Raw genomic sequence first — 17862 nt, forward strand, 5'->3', positions numbered from 1 at the left:
TCACTTGGCTCCTGTGTTCTCGGGGGCGGTGGAGGCGGGCACGCCGCGGGCCCGCCCGATTGCGCGGACCGCGTCGCGGTGGGCGCCGGACTCCAGGAGCCGGACGTGCCACTCGGCCTCGGCGTCCGCGCAGTCGGCGAGGTCGTGGTCATGGGCGCGGGCCACATGGCATTTCATCGCCGTGACGGCGTCCGGGGAGACGGCGGCGAGGCGTCGGGCCACCTTGTCGACGTGGCCGTGCAGCTCGTCGTCGGGGACGACCTCGGTGACCAGGCCGAGTTCGCAGGCGCGCGCGGCGCTCAGCGGCGGGGACAGGTACAGCAGCTCCAGCGCCCGGGAGGGGCCGACCAGCCGGTTCAGCGCCCACGTGCAGCCGAAGTCGCCCGCGAGCCCGAGCCTGCCGAATCCGGTGCGCAGCGTCGCGGACGCGGCCGCGTAGCGCAGGTCGCAGGCGAGGGCGAGGCCGAGCCCCGCGCCGACGGCCGCACCCTCGATCAGCGCCACGGACGGCTTGTCCAGCTCGCGGAGCCGGACGACGGTCGCGCGCTGGAGTCCCTTCTGGGCGGCCAGCCGCACGTCCGGGGCGTCCGCCGGGCCGAAGATGCTCTCCCCCGCCGCGAGCTTGGCGAGGTCGCCGCCGGCGCAGAACGTGCCGCCGGCCCCGGCGAGGACCACCGCCCGGACGTCGTCCGCGGTCGCGGCGAGGTCGAGCATCGCGGCCAGGCCGTCGAGCATCTCCCGCGAGAACGCGTTGCGGGCCTCCGGGCGGTCGAGCGTGAGGGTCAGCACCCCGCCGGCCCGCGCGGCGCGCAGGTGCGCGGTGCCCGTCGCCACGGCCCCGTCCGCATTACTTGACATAGACGTCGAAATTATAATGAGCCGATCGCCAGGTCAATGGCCGCGCCCCGGGTGGTCCGCGCGCCGGCCGCTGTCGATCAATATTGACGTCGAAGTTAGACTTCGTCCGTAGCCGGCCGGCCCGCGCCGGCGCCGCACGTCCCCGGAGGAGCCCGATGCCCGACCGGCCAGGCAGCCCCGACCCGGCGCCCGCCCCCGCGCCGCCCCTCGCCGGCACCGTCGTGGTGAGCTTCGAGCAGGCGGTGTCGGCGCCCTACTGCACGCGGATGCTGGCCGACCTCGGCGCCGAGGTGATCAAGGTCGAGCATCCGCGCGCCGGTGACCTCACCCGCTGGTTCGACGACGCGGCCGACGGCATGGCGACCTACTTCGTCTGGCTCAACCGCAACAAGCGGTCGCTGGCGCTGGACTGCAAGCGGCCCGAGGCCCGCCCGGTCCTCGACCGGCTGCTCGACCGCGCCGACGTCGTCGTGCAGAACCTCGCGCCCGGCTCGGCCCGCCGCCTCGGGCTGGACGCGGCGACGCTGGTCGAGCGGTACCCGTCAATGGTGGCCGTGGACATCTCCGGTTACGGCACCGGCGGCCCGCTCGACCACCGCCGCGCTTACGACCTGCTCGTCCAGGCCGAGAGCGGGTCGTGCGCCGCGACCGGGCAGGCCGACGCGCCCGCCAAGCCCGGCATCCCGATCGCCGATATCGGGACGGCGATGCAGGCCGCGTCCGGAATCATGGCCGCACTGCTCGCACGCGCCCGCAGCGGTACCGGCGCCGCCCTGCACGTGAGCATGTTCGACACGGCGACCGACTTCCTCGGATTCGCGCTGCTGTACGCCCGCTACACCGGCGAGGAGCGGGCGCCGATCGGGATGTCCTCGCCGATCGTCGCCCCCTACAACGCCTACCCGACCAAGGACGGGCGCACGGTCGTGCTCGGCACCACGAACGACGCCGAATGGCAGCGTCTCGCCCGCGACCTCATCGAGCGTCCCGACCTCGCCGACGACCCGTCCCTGGCCACCACCCCGCAGCGGTGCGGGCAGCGCGCCAGGCTGGACGAGGCCGTCGCCGCCTGGACGTCCACCCTCCTCCTCGCCGAGATCTGCGCGCGCGCCGACGCGGCCGGCATCGGCAACGCCGAGTTCCACCGGGTCACCGAGGTCGTCGACCACCCGCAACTCACCTCGCGCGACCGGTGGCAGGAGGTCGGGTCGCCGGTGGGACCGCTGGCCTCGCTGCTGCCGCCGATCGTCACCGCCGCGTGGACCACGCCGCTGGACGGCGTCCCCGCCCTCGGCGAGCACACCACCGCGATCCTCACCGACCTGGGCTTCGACTCCGACGCGCAGGACGGGCTCCGCAAGGCCGGCGCGGTCTGAACCCGCGGCCGGCTCACGAACAGTCAGGAGAGACATGAACGAGGCTGTGATCTGCCGGCCGCTGCGGACCCCGATCGGCCGGTTCGGCGGTGCGCTGCGCACGGTCCCCGTCCAGGATCTGGGCGTGACCGTCGTCAAGGCGCTGCTCGGCGGCACGGGGCCGGACGGCGGCGGGCTGGACGGCGCGCTCATCGACGACGTGGTGTTCGGCCACTGCTACGGCACCGCCGAGGCGCCCGCGATCGGGCGGGTCGTCGCCCTGGACGCGGGCCTGCCGACCACGGTGCCGGGCGTGCAGATCGACCGGCGCTGCGGATCCGGCCTCCAGGCCGTGGTGTACGCGGCGGCGATGGTGCGCTCCGGCGCCGCGCAGGCGATCATCGCGGGCGGCGCGGAGAACATGTCGCAGGCCCCGCACTACTCGCTGACCGCGCGCTGGGGATCGCGCGCCGGGGACATCACGCTGACCGACACGCTGACGCGCGGCCGCACGACCGCCGGCGGCAGGCACCACCCCGTCCCGGGCGGCATGCTGGAGACGGCCGAGAACCTGCGCCGCGAGTACAAGATCGGCCGCGAGGAGCAGGACGAGCTGTCCTACGCCTCGCACCGCCGGGCGCTGGACGCCCAGGACCGGGGCGCGTTCGCGGAGGAGATCGTCCCGGTGACGGTGCGCACCCGCAAGGGCGAGGTGGTGGTCGACGCCGACGAGCACCCGCGCCGCGACATCTCCCTGGAGAAGCTGGCCGCGCTCCGCCCGGTGATGGCGAAGGACGACGCCGAGGCCACGGTCACGGCCGGCAACGCCAGCGGGCAGAACGACGGTGCCGCAGCCTGCCTGGTGACGACGCCCGAGTTCGCCGCCGAGCACGGCCTGCGCCCGCTGGCCCGCGTGGTGTCGACCGCGATCGCCGGGGTCCCGCCCCACCTGATGGGCATCGGGCCGGTGCCGGCGACGCGGAAGGCCCTGGACGCCGCCGGGCTCGCGCTGGCCGACATCGACCTCATCGAGCTGAACGAGGCGTTCGCGGCGCAGGCGCTGGCGGTGACGCGGGAATGGGGACTGGTCCCGGACGACTTCGAGCGGCTCAACGTCAACGGCTCCGGCATCTCGCTGGGGCACCCGGTCGGCGCCACCGGGGCGCGGATCGTGGCGACGCTGCTGCGCGAGATGGAGCGGCGGGACGCGCGCTACGGCCTGGAGACCCTGTGCATCGGCGGCGGGCAGGGCATCGCCGCGGTGTTCGAGCGGGTGCGCGGCTGAGCGCGTGCCCTCGCCACGGGCGGAACGGTCAGGCCTTCGCGGCCCTCGCGGCCTCTGCGCCCCTGGCGCGCGCCTTGCCGCCGGCGTCCGGGCTCAGGCCGAGCGCGTTGGCCCACAGCAGCGTGAGCTGCTCCACCGCCTCGTTCATCGCGAACCGGGCGCCGCCGATGAACATCATCTCGGCGAACTTGGCGACCATGCCGCCGAGCGCGGTGGCCGCGTACCGCTCGTCGACGCGCTCGTCGGCCAGCCCCTCCGCCTGCAGCCGTTTGATCGCGGACTCCAGCCGGGCCGCGAGGTAGTCGTCGCGCTTGGAGCGCACCCGGCGGACGTCCTCGTCGTAGCGGCTGACCTCCTCGATGACCCGCATGATGCGGGCCTCCTTGCGGTAGGCGGTCAGGTAGGCCTTGTTGGCCGCGCGGATGCGCTCGATCGGACCGGCGTCGTCGGCCAGGTCCTGGGCGATGTCGTCCATCGACACCAGGCGCACCTCGACCTCCTCGGCGATCTCCCGGAAGAGGGACTCCTTGGAGTCGAAGTAGTGGTAGAACGACCCGTGCGACACGTTGGCCTCGGTGGCGATGTCGGTGATCCGCGCCTGGAGGAAGCCGTCGCGTTCGAACACGGTCTTGCCGGCCGCGACCAGGCGCGCCCGCGTCCGGCGGCCCTTCGCCGAGCGGGGCTCGGGATCCATGCTGCTCTCCCTACGGATGAATTCGACGTCGGAAACACCTTGACGTCGAGACTACCAACGTCCCCGCCCGCCTGACCCGCGTCCGACCGCCGCGCCGGACTCGGCGCCGACCTCGTCCCTTTATTTGACTTCGACGTCAGTATAAAATGATTCGTCACGGTATCCCCGCCCCCGGCGGGCGGGGACGCAAGGGAGATGAGATGGCAGCGGTCCCCATCGCCGACGACCTGTTCACCTGGCCCGACGACGAACCCCGCCTGATCGGCGGCAGGTGCGCCGAGTGCGGGACGCACGTGTTCCCGCTCCGCGCCGGCTGCGCGCGGTGCGGTGCCGCCGCCGTGGAGCGCGCCCTGCTGAACCGCGAGGGGACGCTGTGGACGTGGACGTCCCAGGGCTTCCCGCCGAAGGCGCCGTTCCGCGGCGAGTTCGCCGGGACCGACCCGTTCGAGCCCTGGCTGGTCGGCGTGGTCGAGCTGCCCGGCCAGCTGCGGGTGGAGAGCCTCATCACCGGGTGCGCGCAGGACGACCTGGAGTTCGGCATGCCGGTGCGGCTGGTCACCATGCCGTTCCGCACCGGCGAGGACGGCCGGGAGATCATCACGTTCGCCTTCAGCCCGGAAGGGGCCGAGCATGCCTGACGTCGCGATCATCGGAGTGGGGATCCACCGGTTCGGCCGCTTCCCCGGCAAGCCGGCCCTGGCCATGGGCGCCGAGGCGGCCCGGGACGCGCTGGCCGACGCGGGGCTGGGCTGGTCGGACGTGCGGTTCGCCGTCGGCGGAAGCTACGAGGTCGACCAGCCGGACGCCGTCGTCGCCGAGCTGGGCCTGACCGGCGTGCAGTTCACCAACGTCTACAACGGCTGCGCGACGGCCGGCAGCGCGCTGGCCTTGGCGAGCCAGACGATCCGGCTGGGCGAGCACGAGATCGGCCTCGTCCTCGGCATGGACAAGCACGAGTCCGGCGCGTTCACCGCCGACCCGCAGGAGTACGGCTGCCCGTCCTGGTACGGCGAGATGGGGCTGTTCCTCACCACCAAGTTCTTCGGCATGAAGATCAACCGCTACATGCACGACCACGGCATCACCCACGAGACGCTCGCCGCCGTGGCCGCGAAGAACTACCGCAACGGCGAGCTCAACCCGCACGCGCACCGGCGCAAGCCGCTGACCCCGGAGGAGATCCTCGGGTCGCGGATGGTCAACTACCCGCTGACCCAGTACATGTTCTGCAGCCCGAACGAAGGCGCGGCGGCGCTCGTCGTGTGCAGCGCGGACGTCGCGCACCGGTACACCGACAAGCCGGTCTACCTGCGCAGCGTCGTCACCCGCACGCGGCGGTTCGGCGCGTTCGAGGTGCACACGCCGTCCGCGTCCGTGGCCGCCGACCACGTCCCGGCGCCGACCGTGGACGCCGCGCAGGCCGCGTTCGAGGCGGCGGGCGTCGGCCCGGAGGACGTCGGGATCGCCCAGCTCCAGGACACCGACGCGGGCGCCGAGGTGATCCACATGGCCGAGGTCGGGCTGTGCGCGGACGGCGAGCAGAACGACCTCGTCGCGTCCGGGGCCACGGCGCCGGGCGGCCGGCTGCCGGTCAACACCGACGGCGGGCTGATCGCCAACGGCGAGCCGGTCGGCGCCTCCGGCCTGCGGCAGGTGCGGGAGCTGGTGCTCCAGATGCGCGGCCGGGCGGGCGAGCGGCAGGTCGCCGGCGAACCGCGGGTCGGCCTCGCCCAGCTGTACGGGGCGCCCGGCGTCGCCGCGGTCTCCATCCTGTCCACCTGACGGGACGCCGCCCGCGCGAAAGCGGAGCGGCCGCGCGAAAGCGGAGCGCCCGCGCGGAAGCGGAGCGGCCCGGGTGCGCGCTCCGGACCGCTCCGCCGCTCTCAGCCCGCCGCCGCGCCGAGCGTCTGGCGGGCGATGATGACCTGCTGGATCTGGCTCGTCCCCTCGTAGATGCGGAAGAGCCGCGCGTCCCGGTAGAACCGCTCGACCGGGACCGACCGCATGTACCCGGCGCCGCCGTGCACCTGGACGGCGCGGTCGGCCACGCGCCCGACGGCCTCGCTGCAGAAGTACTTCGCGGCGGCCGGTCCGGTTCGGCGGTCGGAGCCGTCGGCGTAGGCGCGCGCGGCGTCCAGGACGAGCGCGCGGGCCGCCATGGTGTCGGTCACCGAGTCCGCGATCATCGCCTGGACGAGCTGGTGCGACGCGATCGGCTTCCCGCCCTGCTTGCGGTCGGAGGCGAACCGGACCGACTCGTCGACCAGCCGCCGGCACATCCCCACGCAGGCGGCGGCGAGCAGCAGGCGCCCGTTGGACAGGCAGCGCATCGCGGTCCGGAACCCGCTGCCGGCGGCCGCCTCGCCGCCGACCACGGCATCGGACGGGACGCGCACGCCGTCGAGGTTCACGTCGGCGGTCCAGGCCCCGAACTGGCCCATCTTGTGGTCGCGCGGCCCGACGGTCAGTCCGGGGGTGTCCGCCGGGACGATGAACACGGCGATGCCCCGCGACGACCTGGCGTCCGGGTCGGTCCGGGCGAAGACCATGAACACGTCGGCGATCGGAGCGTTGGTGATGTAGCGCTTGACGCCGTCGAGCACCCATTGGTCGCCGTCGCGGACCGCGCTGGTCCGCAGGTCGGCCGGGTCGGACCCGGCGTCCGGCTCGGTGAGCGCGAACGAGGCGACCGCCTCCCCCGAGGCGAGCCGGGGCAGCCAGTGCCGCTTCTGCTCCGCCGTCCCGGCGTCCATGATCACCTGTCCGGCGATGCCCACGTTCGTGCTGAACATGGAGCGCAGCGCCGGGGTGGTGTAGCCGACCTCGATCAGCAGCCGGCACTGGTCGACGACGCCGAGGCCGAGGCCGCCGTACTCCTCGGGGATGGTGAACCCGAACAGGCCCATCCGCTTCGCGGTCTCGCGCAGCTCGGCGGGCACCTCGTCCTTCTCGTCGATCTCCGCCTCGCGCGGGATCACGTCCCTGCGGATGAAGTCGCGGACGGCCTCCAGCATCGGCTCGAGGTCGTCGTCGTGGGTGTCGGCCACCGGTCAGCCACCTTCCATGGGCATTAGTTTCGACGTCGGAGTCGGTAATATGCCGAGACGCGTCAGGTCGCCGCGCGGGCGGCGGCGCGCTCCTGCAGGGCGGTCTTGAGCACCTTCCCGCTCGCGGTGAGCGGCAGTTCCCCGATCAGCTCGACGAAGCGCGGCACCTTGTAGTTGGCCATCCGCTCGCGGCACCAGGCGATCACCTCGTCCGCGGACGGCGCGGGCGCGCGTGGCACGACGAACGCCATGCCCACCTGGCCGAGCCGCGCGTCGGGGACGCCGACGACCGCCGCCTCCCGGACGCCCGGGTGCTCCAGGAGCATGGCCTCGATCTCGGCCGGATAGGCGTTGAACCCGCCGACGATGAACATGTCCTTGGAGCGCCCGGCGATGCGCAGGCAGCCGCGCTCGTCGAAACGCCCCAGGTCACCGGTGCGCAGCCAGCCGTCGGGGGACAGCACCTCCGCCGTCGCGTCCGGGTCGTCCAGGTACCCGGCCATGACGGACGGCCCGCGCAGCACGATCTCGCCGACCTCGCCTCGCGCGGCGTCCTCGCCGGTGCCGTCCACGACGCGGATCTCGAAGCCGGGACGGGCGCGGCCGACGGTCGTGGCGATGGTCTCCGGGTCGTCGCCGGGCCCGGTGGAGCTGGCCGTCCCCGCCTCGGTCAGGCCGTATCCGGCGACGACGACCGAGAACGGCAGCTCGTCGCGGATCCGCCGGATCAGCTCGACCGGGATGTCCGCCGCGCCGGTCACCGCGACGCGCAGGCTCGACAGGTCGTACCGGTCGCGGCCGGGGTGCTCGAGGATGGCGTGGTACAGCGTCGGGGCGCCCGGCAGGACGGTCGCCCGTTCCTCGGCCACCAGCGCCAGCACCGCGTCGACGTCCAGAACAGCCTGCGGGTACATGGTGGCGCCGGCCGCCAGGCAGGCGAGGATGCCGGCCTTGAAGCCGAACATGTGGAAGTAGGGGTTGACCATCACGTAGCGGTCGCCCTCGCCGAGCCCGGTCATCGCGACCCAGTCGTTCGCCACGCGCATTGTCCGGCCGTGGGTCATGACCACGCCCTTGGGCGTCCCGGTCGTGCCGGACGTGAAGAGGATGTCGGAGGTGTCGTCCGGGCCGAGGGCCGCGCTGCGCCGGTCGACCTCGGCGAGGCCGTCACCGGTCGCGCACGCGAGGAAGTCGTCCCACGGCACGCCGGTCCCGGACGGGCCGCCGCGCGCGATGACGACGGTCCGCAGGTCGGGCAGGGGGACGCCCGCGCCGGCGAGCATCTCCACGTAGTCGGTGCCGAGGAAGTCCGTCACCGTCACCAGCACCTTCGCCTCGGCGCGGCGCAGGATGCCGGTGGCCTCCCGCCCCTTGAACCGGGTGTTGACCGGGACGAGGACGGCGCCCGCCTGGTGCAGGCCCAGCAGCGCGACGATCCATTCGCGGCTGTTGAACGCCCAGATGCCGACGCGGTCGCCCGGTCCGACGCCGCTCGCGACCAGCGCGGCCCCGAAGCGGCGAGCCTCCTCGTGGAGCCGCGCGTAGGAGACGCGGGCGGCGCCGTCCACGACGGCGGTCCGGTCGGGGAAGCGCTCCGCCGCGGCCGCGGCCATCGCCGCGATGCTCGGCCGGTCCGGCCCGGGGTCGTCGTCGCTCATGTCAGGCCTCCGTGATTGACATCGACGTCAGTATAGACTTTTATCGAGGGCAGAGAAGAGCTCCTCCGCATCCGCGCCGGCGGCCCGCGCGGCACACCCGCGGGCCGGGCGCGCCTCCCCCGAGGTCGCCGCCACATGATCACTGAGTCCGACCGTCCCCCGGCCGCCGCCGTCGCGGCTCGCACCGCGCCGCGGAGTGAGCGCTGATGGACGTCCGCCTGTCCGCCGAGCAGCGGGCGCTGCGCGAGGCGGCCGCCCGGCTCGTCGACGACCACGCGCCCGGCTCCGTCGCCGACCTGGACGACGCCGCCCGCACCGCCCGGCTGGAGGCGGCGCTGACCGGCTCCGGCTGGCGCGAGCTGCGCGTCCCGGACCCCGATGCGCCGGCCCGTCCGCTGGCCTCGGCCGTCGAGACCGCGATCGTGGCCGAGGAGCTCGGCCGCGGACCGGCCGACGCGTCCTTCCTCGGGCCCACACTGGCCGCCGAACTGCGGCGCCGCGCGGGCACCGACCCCGCCGCGACGCTCGAAACCGTCCTGCTGCGGCCCGACCTGTCCGGACTGGTCGTCATCGAGGACGGGCAGGCGCACTGCTCCGGCGTCGCGATCGACGCCCGCGGCGCCACGGCCGCCCTCGCGCTCGTCCGGACCGGCCACGGCTACGACCTGGCCCGCGTCCCGGTGCGCGACGCGTCGCCGGGACGCGACCTCACCCGTCCCGCGGCAGTGGTCGAGGACGCGGCGGCCGAACGGCCGCCCGGCACGACCCGCGGACCGCTCACCGCCGAGGACGTCGAGGCCTGGTCGGCGTTCGCCCTCGCGCTCACCTGCGCCGACCTCGTCGGGACGATGCGCGGCGCGATCGACCTTGCACGCGGGTACGCCGGCGTCCGGCACCAGTACGGCGTGGCCATCGGCACCTTCCAGAGCGTCCAGCACATGCTGGCGGACGCGTTCGTCTCGATGGAGGGCTCCGGCAGCGTCACCCGGCACGCGGCCTGGGCGGCCGACACCCTCCCGGCCGGGGAGGCGCTCGCCGCCGCGGCCGTCGCCAAGGCGTACTGCGCCCGCGCCGCGCGCGAGGTGTGCGAGACCGCGATCCAGGTGCACGGCGGCATCGGCATGACCTGGGAGTGCCTCGCGCACGTCCACCTGCGGCGGGCGCTGCTGTCCACCCGGGTGCTCGGCGACGCGGGCGTGAACCTGGCCCGCGTCGTCGCGCACCGCAAGATCGGAGGCCTGCACGATGGACTTCGCTGACTCCCCGGAGGAGGCCGCGTTCCGCGCGCGGCTGCGGGCCTGGCTCGCCGAGCACAACCCCGGGCTCCCCCACTCGTCCACGGCGGACGAGTACTGGGACGGCCAGGCGCCCTGGCACCGGGCCCTGTACGACGCCGGGTTCTTCGGGCTGTCGTGGCCCGAGGAGGTCGGCGGCCACGGGCTGCCGAGCGTGTACGAGGCGATCCTCGACGACGAGCTGGCCCAGGCCGGAGCGCCGCCGCGTCCGAGCCTCGGCTACCTGGTGCAGGGCATGATGCGGCACGGGAGCGAGGACGTGCGGCGCCGCTTCCTGCCCGGCCTGGTCAGCGGCCGGGAGCGCTGGTGCCAGGGGTTCAGCGAGCCGGACGCCGGGTCGGACCTGGCCTCGCTGCGCACCCGAGCGGTCCGCGACGGCGACGAGTACGCCGTCACCGGCCACAAGGTCTGGACGAGCTACTCCGACGAGGCCGACTGGTGCCTGGTGCTGGCCCGCACCGACCCGGACGTCCCCAAGCACAAGGGCCTGTCGGCGTTCGCGGTCCGGATGGACCAGGCCGCCATCGAGCAGCGCCCACTGAAGATGATCAACGGGGTGACCCGCGAGTTCGGCGAGGTGCTCTTCGACGGGGCGATCGCGCGGGCGTCCGACATGATCGGCGCGCCCGGCGAGGGCTGGCGGCTGGCCATGACGGTGGTCGGCCACGAGCGGGAACCCGGCGAGCTCGGCTACGTCGCGCGCTACAGCAAGGCGGTCAACGAGCTGGTCGGCGTGCTGCGCTCCGAGCCCGGCCGGTTCACCGAGGAGAACGTCCGGGACGTGGCGTGGGCGGTCGTCGAGGCCGAGATGCTGCGGCTGCACGTGTGCCGGCGGCTCTCCGACCGGCTGGACGGCACCTCGCACGGGCCCGAGGGATCGGTGGACAAGCTGCTGATGACACGGGTCGAACAGGCCGTCGGGCACGCCGCGCTCGGCATCAGCAACCTGACCGGCGGCATCGAGGAGGACACGTGGCTGAAGACGTACCTGTACAGCCGGGCGCAGAGCATCATGGGCGGGACGTCGCAGGTGCAGCGCAACCTGGTGGCGACCCGGATCCTCGGGCTCCCGGTCGCGTGAGCGGCGCGTACGGGATGCCCCCGGAGATCGAGGTCACCGCGGACGGGCCGATCAGGATCGTGACGCTCAACCGTCCCGAGTCGCTGAACGCGACGAACCACGTGCTGCACGAGGGCCTCGGCGCGCTGTTCCCCCGGCTCGACGCCGACGACGAGGCCCGCGCGGTGGTGCTGACCGGCGCGGGCCGCGCGTTCTCGGCGGGCGGCGACTTCTCCTATCTCGACGAGCTGACCAAGGACGACGGCCTGCGGCGGCAGACCCTCGTGGACGCGCGCCGCATCGTCACCGGGATGGTGCAGTGCCGGCTGCCGATCGTCGCCGCGGTCAACGGGCCGGCCGTCGGGCTGGGATGCAGCCTCGTCGCGCTCTCCGACATCGTGTTCATCGCGGAAAGCGCCCACCTCGCCGACCCGCACGTCATGGTCGGGCTCGTGGCGGCGGACGGCGGCCCGGTCACCTGGCCGCTGCTGACCAGCCTGCAACTGGCCAAGGAGTACGCGCTCACCGGCGACCGGATCAGCGCCCGCCGCGCCGCCGAGATCGGGCTGGCGAACCACGTCTGCGCCGACGGCGAGGTGCTGGAGTCCGCGATGGCCTGCGCGCGCCGGCTCGCGGCCCTGCCCCGCCGGACGATGGAGGACACCAAGCGCGTCCTCAACCTGCACCTGGAGCGCGCCGTCCTCGCCACGCTCGACTTCGCGATCGCCGCGGAGGACCGGTCGTTCCTGTCGCCGGAACTGCGGGCGACCCTGGACAGGCAGCTGGCCAAGCAGAAGAAGTAGGGCCGTACGTCCTGGTCCGCCGGTGGCAGGGGCTCGCCGTTGCCCTGCCACCGGCGGCGCCTTTCACAGGGGCGGCGCGTCCGGCAGGCGCCGCGTGCGCAGCAGCTCCTCGCCGAGCTCGCGCGTCAGCGTCCTGGAGTCGCCGAGCAGGCCGTCGAGGGCGAGAACGCGCCGGAAGAGGTGGTGGAAGCCGTGCTCGGCGGTGAACCCGACACCGGCGAGCACCTGCTGGCAGTGGCGCGCCACCGTGCGCGCGTTCCGGCCGGCGACGGCCTTGGCCATTGCGGCGAGCTGCGGGGACACCGCGTCGCCGGCCTCGATGGCGATAGTGGCGGCGGCCTCCGCGCTCTCGATCGCGATCAGGCAGTCGGCCAGGCGGTGCCGGACGGCCTGGAACGCGGCGATCGGCCTGCCGAACTGGACGCGCGTCACGGCGTGCTCGCGCGCCAGGCGCAGCATCGTCCGGCTCGCGCCGATCAGCTCGTACGCGACGGCCGCCCGTCCGGCCGCCAGCGCGCCCTCCCATGCGGCGGCCGTGATCGCAGTGCCATCGGACGCGGCCGGGCCCCGGCCTTCGACCGCGACCAGCCCGAGCCGGGGATCGGCGCCGCCGATCGGCCGTGTTTCGAGCTTGCCCGTCTCGACGGTGAAGGCCTGGAGCGCGCCGAACTGACCGGCGGCGAGCACCACGGCGCGGGCGGCGCCCGGCATCCGGACGGTGCCGAGGCCATGCACGGTAAGCCCGCCGTCCCGGACGGAACCGGGGCCAGCGTAGGCACCGAACTCCGGGAGCACGAACGCGGTGCGCGCGTCGGCCGGAAGCCCGAGCGCGGCCGTCAGCAGATCGTCCAGCGCGCCGGAGGCCGCGTTCGCCATGCCCTGCCGGGTGAACAGCAGCGGGATGACCGCGCTCCCCTCCTCCGCCAGCGCCTCCCGCCAGCCGACCTCGTCCAGCGACGCCTCGACCTCCGCGGCGGTCGCGTGCCGGAAGGCCCGGTCCAGGCTCTGCCCGAGCAGCTCGGCGGTGTCGGCGTCCATCATCGTTCCGCCCCCAGGTCGAGCAGGCGGCGCGCGATGATGTTGCGCTGGATCTCGGCACTGCCGCCGTAGATCGTCGCCGCCCGCGAGTACAGGAACCCGGTGCGCCAGCGGTCGGCGTCCGCGTCGTCGCCGACCGCGAGGGCCGCCGGCAGCGCGTCCGCGACAAGGTCGAACACCGCCTGCTCGGTCGTGGCGAGCAGCACCTTGTCGATCGAGGTCTCCGGGCCGAGCCGCTCGCCGCGGGCCATCCGGTGCTGCGTCCCGCGCGAGCGGGCGTGGAACGCGAACGCCAGCTGGACGGCCTCGCCGAGGTCGCCGGGGTCGAGCGCGCCGTCCGGCGCCGTCGCGAGCAGGTGCCCGAGCCGTTGCCGCAGGTAGGCGCTGCGATGCCAGAGCGAGGTGCTCCGCTCGTAGGGCAGCAGGTCCATCGCGACGGCCCAGCCGCCGTCGACCTCACCGAGGGTGCGGTCGAGCGGGACGCGCACGTCGTCGAAGAACACCTCGCAGAACTCGTCGCGGCCGTGCATCGCGCGGATCGGCCGCACGGTGATGCCGGGCGCGTCCATGTCGACGAACAGCGCGGTGATGCCCCTGCTCCCCGACTCCGGCGTGCCGGTGCGGGCCAGCAGGACGCACCGGTGCGCGTACTGCGCCAGGCTCGTCCAGACCTTCTGCCCGGTGACGCGCCAGACCTCGCCGTCGCGGCGCGCGCGGCACGCCAGGGAGCCCAGGTTGCTGCCGGTGCTCGGCTCGGAGAAGCCCTGGCACCAGGTCTCGTCGCCGCGCAGCAGCCGCGGCACCATCTCCGCCGCCAGCTCCGGCGGGGCGAACTCGATCATGGTGGGGGCGAGCACCTCGGTCATCGAGTAGATGCCGGGCTCGATCAGGTCGCGGTACGCCAGCGCCTCGCCGAGGTAGGCGCGCATGAGCGTGGACCCGCCGAGCCCGCCCACCCGCTCGGGCCAGCCCCGGCGCATCCAGCCCGCGTCGTAGGTCATGCGCTTGACCAGGGAGAGGTGCTCGACCTCCTGGTCGAAGGTGACGTCCGGCCCGGACTCGGCGCGCAGCTCGGGCTCGTGCTCGTCGAGCCACGCGTCCAGGCCGGTACGGAACTCGTGCAGCTCCATCGGGCCCGCGTTCAGTTCGCGGACGTCCGCTTCGGCTCCGGGCGCAGCGGGTCGTGGGGGCGCCCCGAGTCGCGGGCGCCGCTGCGCCGCAGGAACGTCATCGCCCGGGTCTGCAACCGCCATCCGTCCGGGGTGCGGGTGTAGGTGTCGGTGTACCAGCCGATCCGCATCGCGTGGTCGTGCTGGGCGACGAAGCACAGCGGCTGCTCGCCCCGGGCCGAGGCGTCCCCGTCGAACGTGATCGCCGGGGTGCCCACCGAGAACAGGCCCTTGGGGGCCGCCGCGACCAGCTCGGGGAAGTCGGCGACCCCGTAGCGCTCCCCGAATGCGCTGTAGGTGCCGTCCGGCGCGAACACGGCCACGACCCCGTCCACGTCGTCCTTCGTCATGCCGACCGCGTAGCGCGCGAGCAGCTGCTCGATCTCGATGATGTCGGCGATGCGCGAGCTGTCCACGCTTCGGCCTCCTTGGCGGGCGTCGGGATGCGGGCCGTGCGGCGCACGGTGCCCGCGATGCTATCTCGACTTCGACGTCAAAACCAGTATCGCCCGAGAGCGCCGCTCCAGGCCGTCGCGCGGTCGTCCGGCAGGGCTTCGCACGTGCGAGAATGAGCTTCTCATAAATTGAGATCCTTGCTACCATCGGCACGTCGACCCGACCGGAGAGGCAGAGCACATGGCGCACTTCCCCAAGCCCGCCGAGGGCAGCTGGACGGAGCATTACAAGATCGACAAGGGGCCGCTCTCCTACGCCGACTCGATCTCGCCGGAGCACTACGAGCTGGAGCGCGACGCCATCTTCCGGCGCACCTGGCTGAACGTCGGCCGCGTCGAGCAGCTGCCGAGGAAGGGCAGCTACTTCACCAAGGAGCTCGACGCGGCGCGCACGTCGGCCATCGTCGTCCGCGGCATGGACGGCGAGATCCGCGCCTTCCACAACGTTTGCCGGCACCGCGGCAACAAGCTCGTATGGAACAACTTCCCGCGCGAGGAGACCAGCGGCGTCTGCAGGCAGTTCACCTGCAAGTACCACGCCTGGGGCTACGACCTGAAAGGCGACCTGACCTACGTCCAGCAGGAGTCGGAGTTCTTCGACCTGGACAAGTCCGACTACGGGCTGGTCCCGATGCAGGCGGAGGTCTGGGAGGGGTTCATCTTCGTGAACCTCGACCGCGAGAACAGGACGCCGCTGCGCGAATACCTGGGCAAGTTCGGAAAGGGCATCGAGGGCTATCCCTTCGACAAGCTGACGCAGGTCCACAAGTACCGGGCCGAGGTCGGCAGCAACTGGAAGCTGTTCATCGACGCCTTCGCCGAGTTCTACCACGCGCCGATCCTGCACTCGGGCCAGTACATGCCCGAGGAGGCCCAGAAGATCAAGAAGTACGGTTACGAGGCGATCTCCTACGACGTCGACGGCCCGCACGGGATGGTGTCGTCCTGGGGCGGGATCGCGCCGCCGCACGACCAGAAGATGGTCAAGCCGATCGAGCGCGCGCTGCGCAGCGGGCTCTTCGGCCCCTGGGACGCGCCCGACATCGGCCTGGACGAATGGCCGCCGAGCGTGAACCCGACCCGGCACCCGCACTGGGGCATGGACTCGTTCGTCTTCTTCCCGAACTTCATGCTGCTGATCTGGCGGCCGAACTGGGTCCTCACCTACCACTACTGGCCGACCTCCTACAACACGCACATCTTCGAGGGGACGGCTTATTTCGTCCCGCCGAAGAACGCGTTCCAGCGCCTGCAGCAGGAACTCGCCGTCGTCTCGTTCAAGGAGTACGGCCTTCAGGACGGCAACACGCTGGAGGCCACGCAGACGATGCTCGAGTCCCGGACGGTGACGGACTTCCCGCTCAACGACCAGGAAGTGCTCCTGCGCCACCTGCACAACACCGCGGGCCGGTACGTGCGCGACCACCAGCAGGAGCGGGCCGGGACGCCGGCGGCCTCCGCCTCGTCCTGACCGAAGGAGATACGCATATGGCCAGCAAACTGCCGCCCGAATTCGCCGACCTGGAGCCGTTCGCGGATTGGGCGCTCCCGACCGAACGCGAGCGCTATGCCAAGCGCATCGCGAGCACCATGGAGGAGCTTCAGTCCTTCTATGACGCCGCGTACCCGCGCCTGGAAAACGCCACTCCCTATCTCGAGCAGCTCGAAATGGAGGGCATCTCCGAGCCGGACAAGCATCTTCTCTGGCTGTTCTGCGCGCTGGTGACGGTCGCCTTCCCGGTGGAGGCGTGGAGCCAGCCGACGGTTCCCGACAGCGGCGCCTCCAGCATCGACTCCGTTCTCGAACCCGCCGTCTGAGCAGCCGGTCCCTGTTCCCGCCCCCCGAGCGTCGAAGGAGCGCGCATGTCCCGCCCGAGGAAGCCGCAACCGCCGATCCACCTGCTGAGCGCCCGGCTGCTCGACGTCGACAAGGGCGAGCTCGTCGAGCCGGGCTCCCTGCTCGTCGTCGGGGACCGCATCGCCGAGACGGCGCCGTCCTCGGTGCCCGACGACGCGGTCCGGATCGACCTCGGGGACGTGACGATGCTGCCGGGCCTCATGGACATGGAGGTCAACCTGCTGCTCGGCGGGCCCGACCACCGCAGCCCGCTCAACCCCGTGCAGGACGACCCCGCCGTCCGCACGCTGCGGGCCGTGGCGAACGCCCGCCGGACCCTGCGGGCCGGCTTCACGACGGTGCGCAACCTCGGCCTGTTCGTGCAGACGGGCGGCCTCCTCCTCGACGTCGCCCTGAAGAAGGCCGTCGACCACGGCTGGATCGACGGGCCGCGCGTCGTGCCGGCGGGCCATGCCATCACCCCGACGGGCGGCCACCTCGACCCGACGATGTTCCAGGCCTTCGCACCGCACATCATGCCGCTCACGGTGGAGGAGGGCATCGCCAACGGCGTCGCCGAGGTCCGCAAGGCGGTCCGCTACCAGATCAAGCACGGGGCACGGGTCATCAAGGTGTGCGCATCCAACGGGGTCATGTCGCACACCGGTCCCGCCGGCGCGCAGCAGTACTCCGACGAGGAGCTGCGGGCGATCGCCGACGAGGCCCACCGCGCCGGGCTGAAGGTGGCCGCCCACTGCATGGGCGACAGCGCCATCCGCAACGCCATCGAGGCGGGCATCGACTGCATCGAGCACGGCTCGCTCGCCGGCGACGAGACCCTCGACCTGATGCTCGAACGCGGGACGTTCCTGGTGGCGACCACCTACCTCACCGAGGGCATGGACGTCTCCAGGGCGGCGCCCGAGCTCCAGGCCAAGGCCGCCGAGGTCTTCCCGCGCTCCCGGGCGACGATCAGCAAGGCCATCGCGAAGGGCGTCAAGGTCGCGTGCGGCACCGACGCCCCCGCCATCCCCCACGGCAAGAACGCCAAGGAGCTGCTCGCGCTGGTCGAGCGCGGCATGACGCCGCTCCAGGCGATCCGCGCCGCCACGACGGTCGCGGCCGACCTCATCGACGTCACCGACCGCGCCCGCCTCGCGGAGGGACTGCTCGCCGACATCATCGCCGTTCCAGGCGACCCCCTCGCCGACATCGGCGTGCTGGAGGACGTCCGGTTCGTCATGAAGGGCGGCCAGGTCCACCACCACAACGACTAGAAGACGTCTTCGTGCCTTCGCATGCGGGATG

17 protein-coding genes are annotated in these 17862 nt (G+C 72.9%); 10 read left to right on the forward strand and 7 right to left on the reverse strand.

Annotation, left to right across the window (positions count from 1 at the left end; translation table 11 throughout):
• Window positions 1-858 carry an enoyl-CoA hydratase/isomerase family protein gene (locus tag QP089_RS19145; protein WP_285913024.1) on the reverse strand — a complete coding sequence of 286 codons (858 nt, stop codon included), beginning with the start codon at window positions 856-858 and terminating at the stop codon, window positions 1-3.
• A 155-nt stretch (window positions 859-1013) separates the two neighbouring features.
• On the opposite strand from QP089_RS19145, the gene QP089_RS19150 reads away from it, so the two are divergent.
• Together QP089_RS19150 and QP089_RS19155 are read left to right on the forward strand one after the other, a co-directional pair.
• Window positions 1014-2234: a CaiB/BaiF CoA transferase family protein gene (locus QP089_RS19150; RefSeq protein WP_285913025.1), complete on the forward strand. Its 1221-nt coding sequence runs from the start codon at window positions 1014-1016 to the stop codon at window positions 2232-2234.
• Between the two features lie 34 nt (window positions 2235-2268).
• Window positions 2269-3498: an acetyl-CoA C-acetyltransferase gene (locus tag QP089_RS19155; protein ID WP_285913026.1), complete on the forward strand. Its 1230-nt coding sequence runs from the start codon at window positions 2269-2271 to the stop codon at window positions 3496-3498.
• A 28-nt stretch (window positions 3499-3526) separates the two neighbouring features.
• On the opposite strand, the gene QP089_RS19160 is transcribed toward QP089_RS19155, so the two are convergent.
• Window positions 3527-4192, reverse strand: coding sequence for a TetR/AcrR family transcriptional regulator (locus tag QP089_RS19160; protein WP_285913027.1), 666 nt, complete (start codon window positions 4190-4192; stop codon window positions 3527-3529).
• Between the two features lie 200 nt (window positions 4193-4392).
• Between QP089_RS19160 and QP089_RS19165 the strand changes: the two genes are divergently transcribed.
• Complete coding sequence (locus QP089_RS19165; protein WP_285913028.1) at window positions 4393-4830, forward strand: Zn-ribbon domain-containing OB-fold protein; 438 nt, start codon at window positions 4393-4395, stop codon at window positions 4828-4830.
• A complete protein-coding gene (locus tag QP089_RS19170; protein WP_285913029.1) occupies window positions 4823-5974 on the forward strand; it encodes a thiolase family protein in 1152 nt (383 codons plus the stop codon). Before QP089_RS19165 ends, QP089_RS19170 begins: the two co-directional genes overlap by 8 nt.
• Before the next feature lie 101 nt (window positions 5975-6075).
• Here the strand turns inward: QP089_RS19170 and QP089_RS19175 are convergent, their stop codons facing one another.
• Entirely contained in the window at window positions 6076-7239 is a 1164-nt protein-coding gene (locus tag QP089_RS19175) for an acyl-CoA dehydrogenase family protein (RefSeq protein ID WP_285913030.1), read from the reverse strand.
• Window positions 7240-7301: 62 nt separating this feature from the next.
• A complete protein-coding gene (locus QP089_RS19180) occupies window positions 7302-8897 on the reverse strand; it encodes a FadD3 family acyl-CoA ligase (RefSeq protein WP_285913031.1) in 1596 nt (531 codons plus the stop codon).
• A gap of 206 nt (window positions 8898-9103) precedes the next feature.
• On the opposite strand from QP089_RS19180, the gene QP089_RS19185 reads away from it, so the two are divergent.
• Genes QP089_RS19185 through QP089_RS19195 form a run of 3 tightly spaced genes read left to right on the forward strand, consistent with a single transcriptional unit; the run spans window position 9104 to window position 12055 of the window.
• Window positions 9104-10156, forward strand: a complete 1053-nt coding sequence (locus QP089_RS19185) for an acyl-CoA dehydrogenase family protein (protein WP_285913032.1) — start codon at window positions 9104-9106, stop codon at window positions 10154-10156.
• Window positions 10143-11273: an acyl-CoA dehydrogenase family protein gene (locus QP089_RS19190; RefSeq protein ID WP_285913033.1), complete on the forward strand. Its 1131-nt coding sequence runs from the start codon at window positions 10143-10145 to the stop codon at window positions 11271-11273. Before QP089_RS19185 ends, QP089_RS19190 begins: the two co-directional genes overlap by 14 nt.
• The gene (locus QP089_RS19195) at window positions 11270-12055 is read left to right on the forward strand and encodes an enoyl-CoA hydratase/isomerase family protein (protein ID WP_285913034.1); all 786 of its coding nucleotides are present in this window, start codon (window positions 11270-11272) and stop codon (window positions 12053-12055) included. Before QP089_RS19190 ends, QP089_RS19195 begins: the two co-directional genes overlap by 4 nt.
• A 63-nt stretch (window positions 12056-12118) precedes the next feature.
• Here the strand turns inward: QP089_RS19195 and QP089_RS19200 are convergent, their stop codons facing one another.
• Genes QP089_RS19200 through QP089_RS19210 form a run of 3 tightly spaced genes read right to left on the reverse strand, consistent with a single transcriptional unit; the run spans window position 12119 to window position 14678 of the window.
• Window positions 12119-13096, reverse strand: a complete 978-nt coding sequence (locus QP089_RS19200; protein WP_285913035.1) for an acyl-CoA dehydrogenase family protein — start codon at window positions 13094-13096, stop codon at window positions 12119-12121.
• Window positions 13093-14223: an acyl-CoA dehydrogenase family protein gene (locus QP089_RS19205; RefSeq protein WP_285913036.1), complete on the reverse strand. Its 1131-nt coding sequence runs from the start codon at window positions 14221-14223 to the stop codon at window positions 13093-13095. The genes QP089_RS19200 and QP089_RS19205 overlap by 4 nt, the downstream gene beginning before the upstream one ends.
• An 11-nt stretch (window positions 14224-14234) precedes the next feature.
• Window positions 14235-14678, reverse strand: coding sequence for a nuclear transport factor 2 family protein (locus QP089_RS19210; protein WP_285913037.1), 444 nt, complete (start codon window positions 14676-14678; stop codon window positions 14235-14237).
• 220 nt (window positions 14679-14898) lie between these two features.
• Here QP089_RS19210 and QP089_RS19215 point away from each other — a divergent pair, with 220 nt between their 5' ends.
• Genes QP089_RS19215 through QP089_RS19225 form a run of 3 tightly spaced genes read left to right on the forward strand, consistent with a single transcriptional unit; the run spans window position 14899 to window position 17831 of the window.
• Window positions 14899-16188, forward strand: coding sequence for an aromatic ring-hydroxylating oxygenase subunit alpha (locus QP089_RS19215; protein WP_285913038.1), 1290 nt, complete (start codon window positions 14899-14901; stop codon window positions 16186-16188).
• 17 nt (window positions 16189-16205) lie between these two features.
• A complete protein-coding gene (locus QP089_RS19220) occupies window positions 16206-16535 on the forward strand; it encodes a hypothetical protein (protein ID WP_285913039.1) in 330 nt (109 codons plus the stop codon).
• A gap of 45 nt (window positions 16536-16580) precedes the next feature.
• Window positions 16581-17831, forward strand: coding sequence for a metal-dependent hydrolase family protein (locus QP089_RS19225; RefSeq protein WP_285913040.1), 1251 nt, complete (start codon window positions 16581-16583; stop codon window positions 17829-17831).
• Window positions 17832-17862: the final 31 nt, after the last annotated feature.

It is taken from the genome of Actinomadura opuntiae, from assembly GCF_030283205.1.
GTDB lineage: Bacteria > Actinomycetota > Actinomycetes > Streptosporangiales > Streptosporangiaceae > Spirillospora.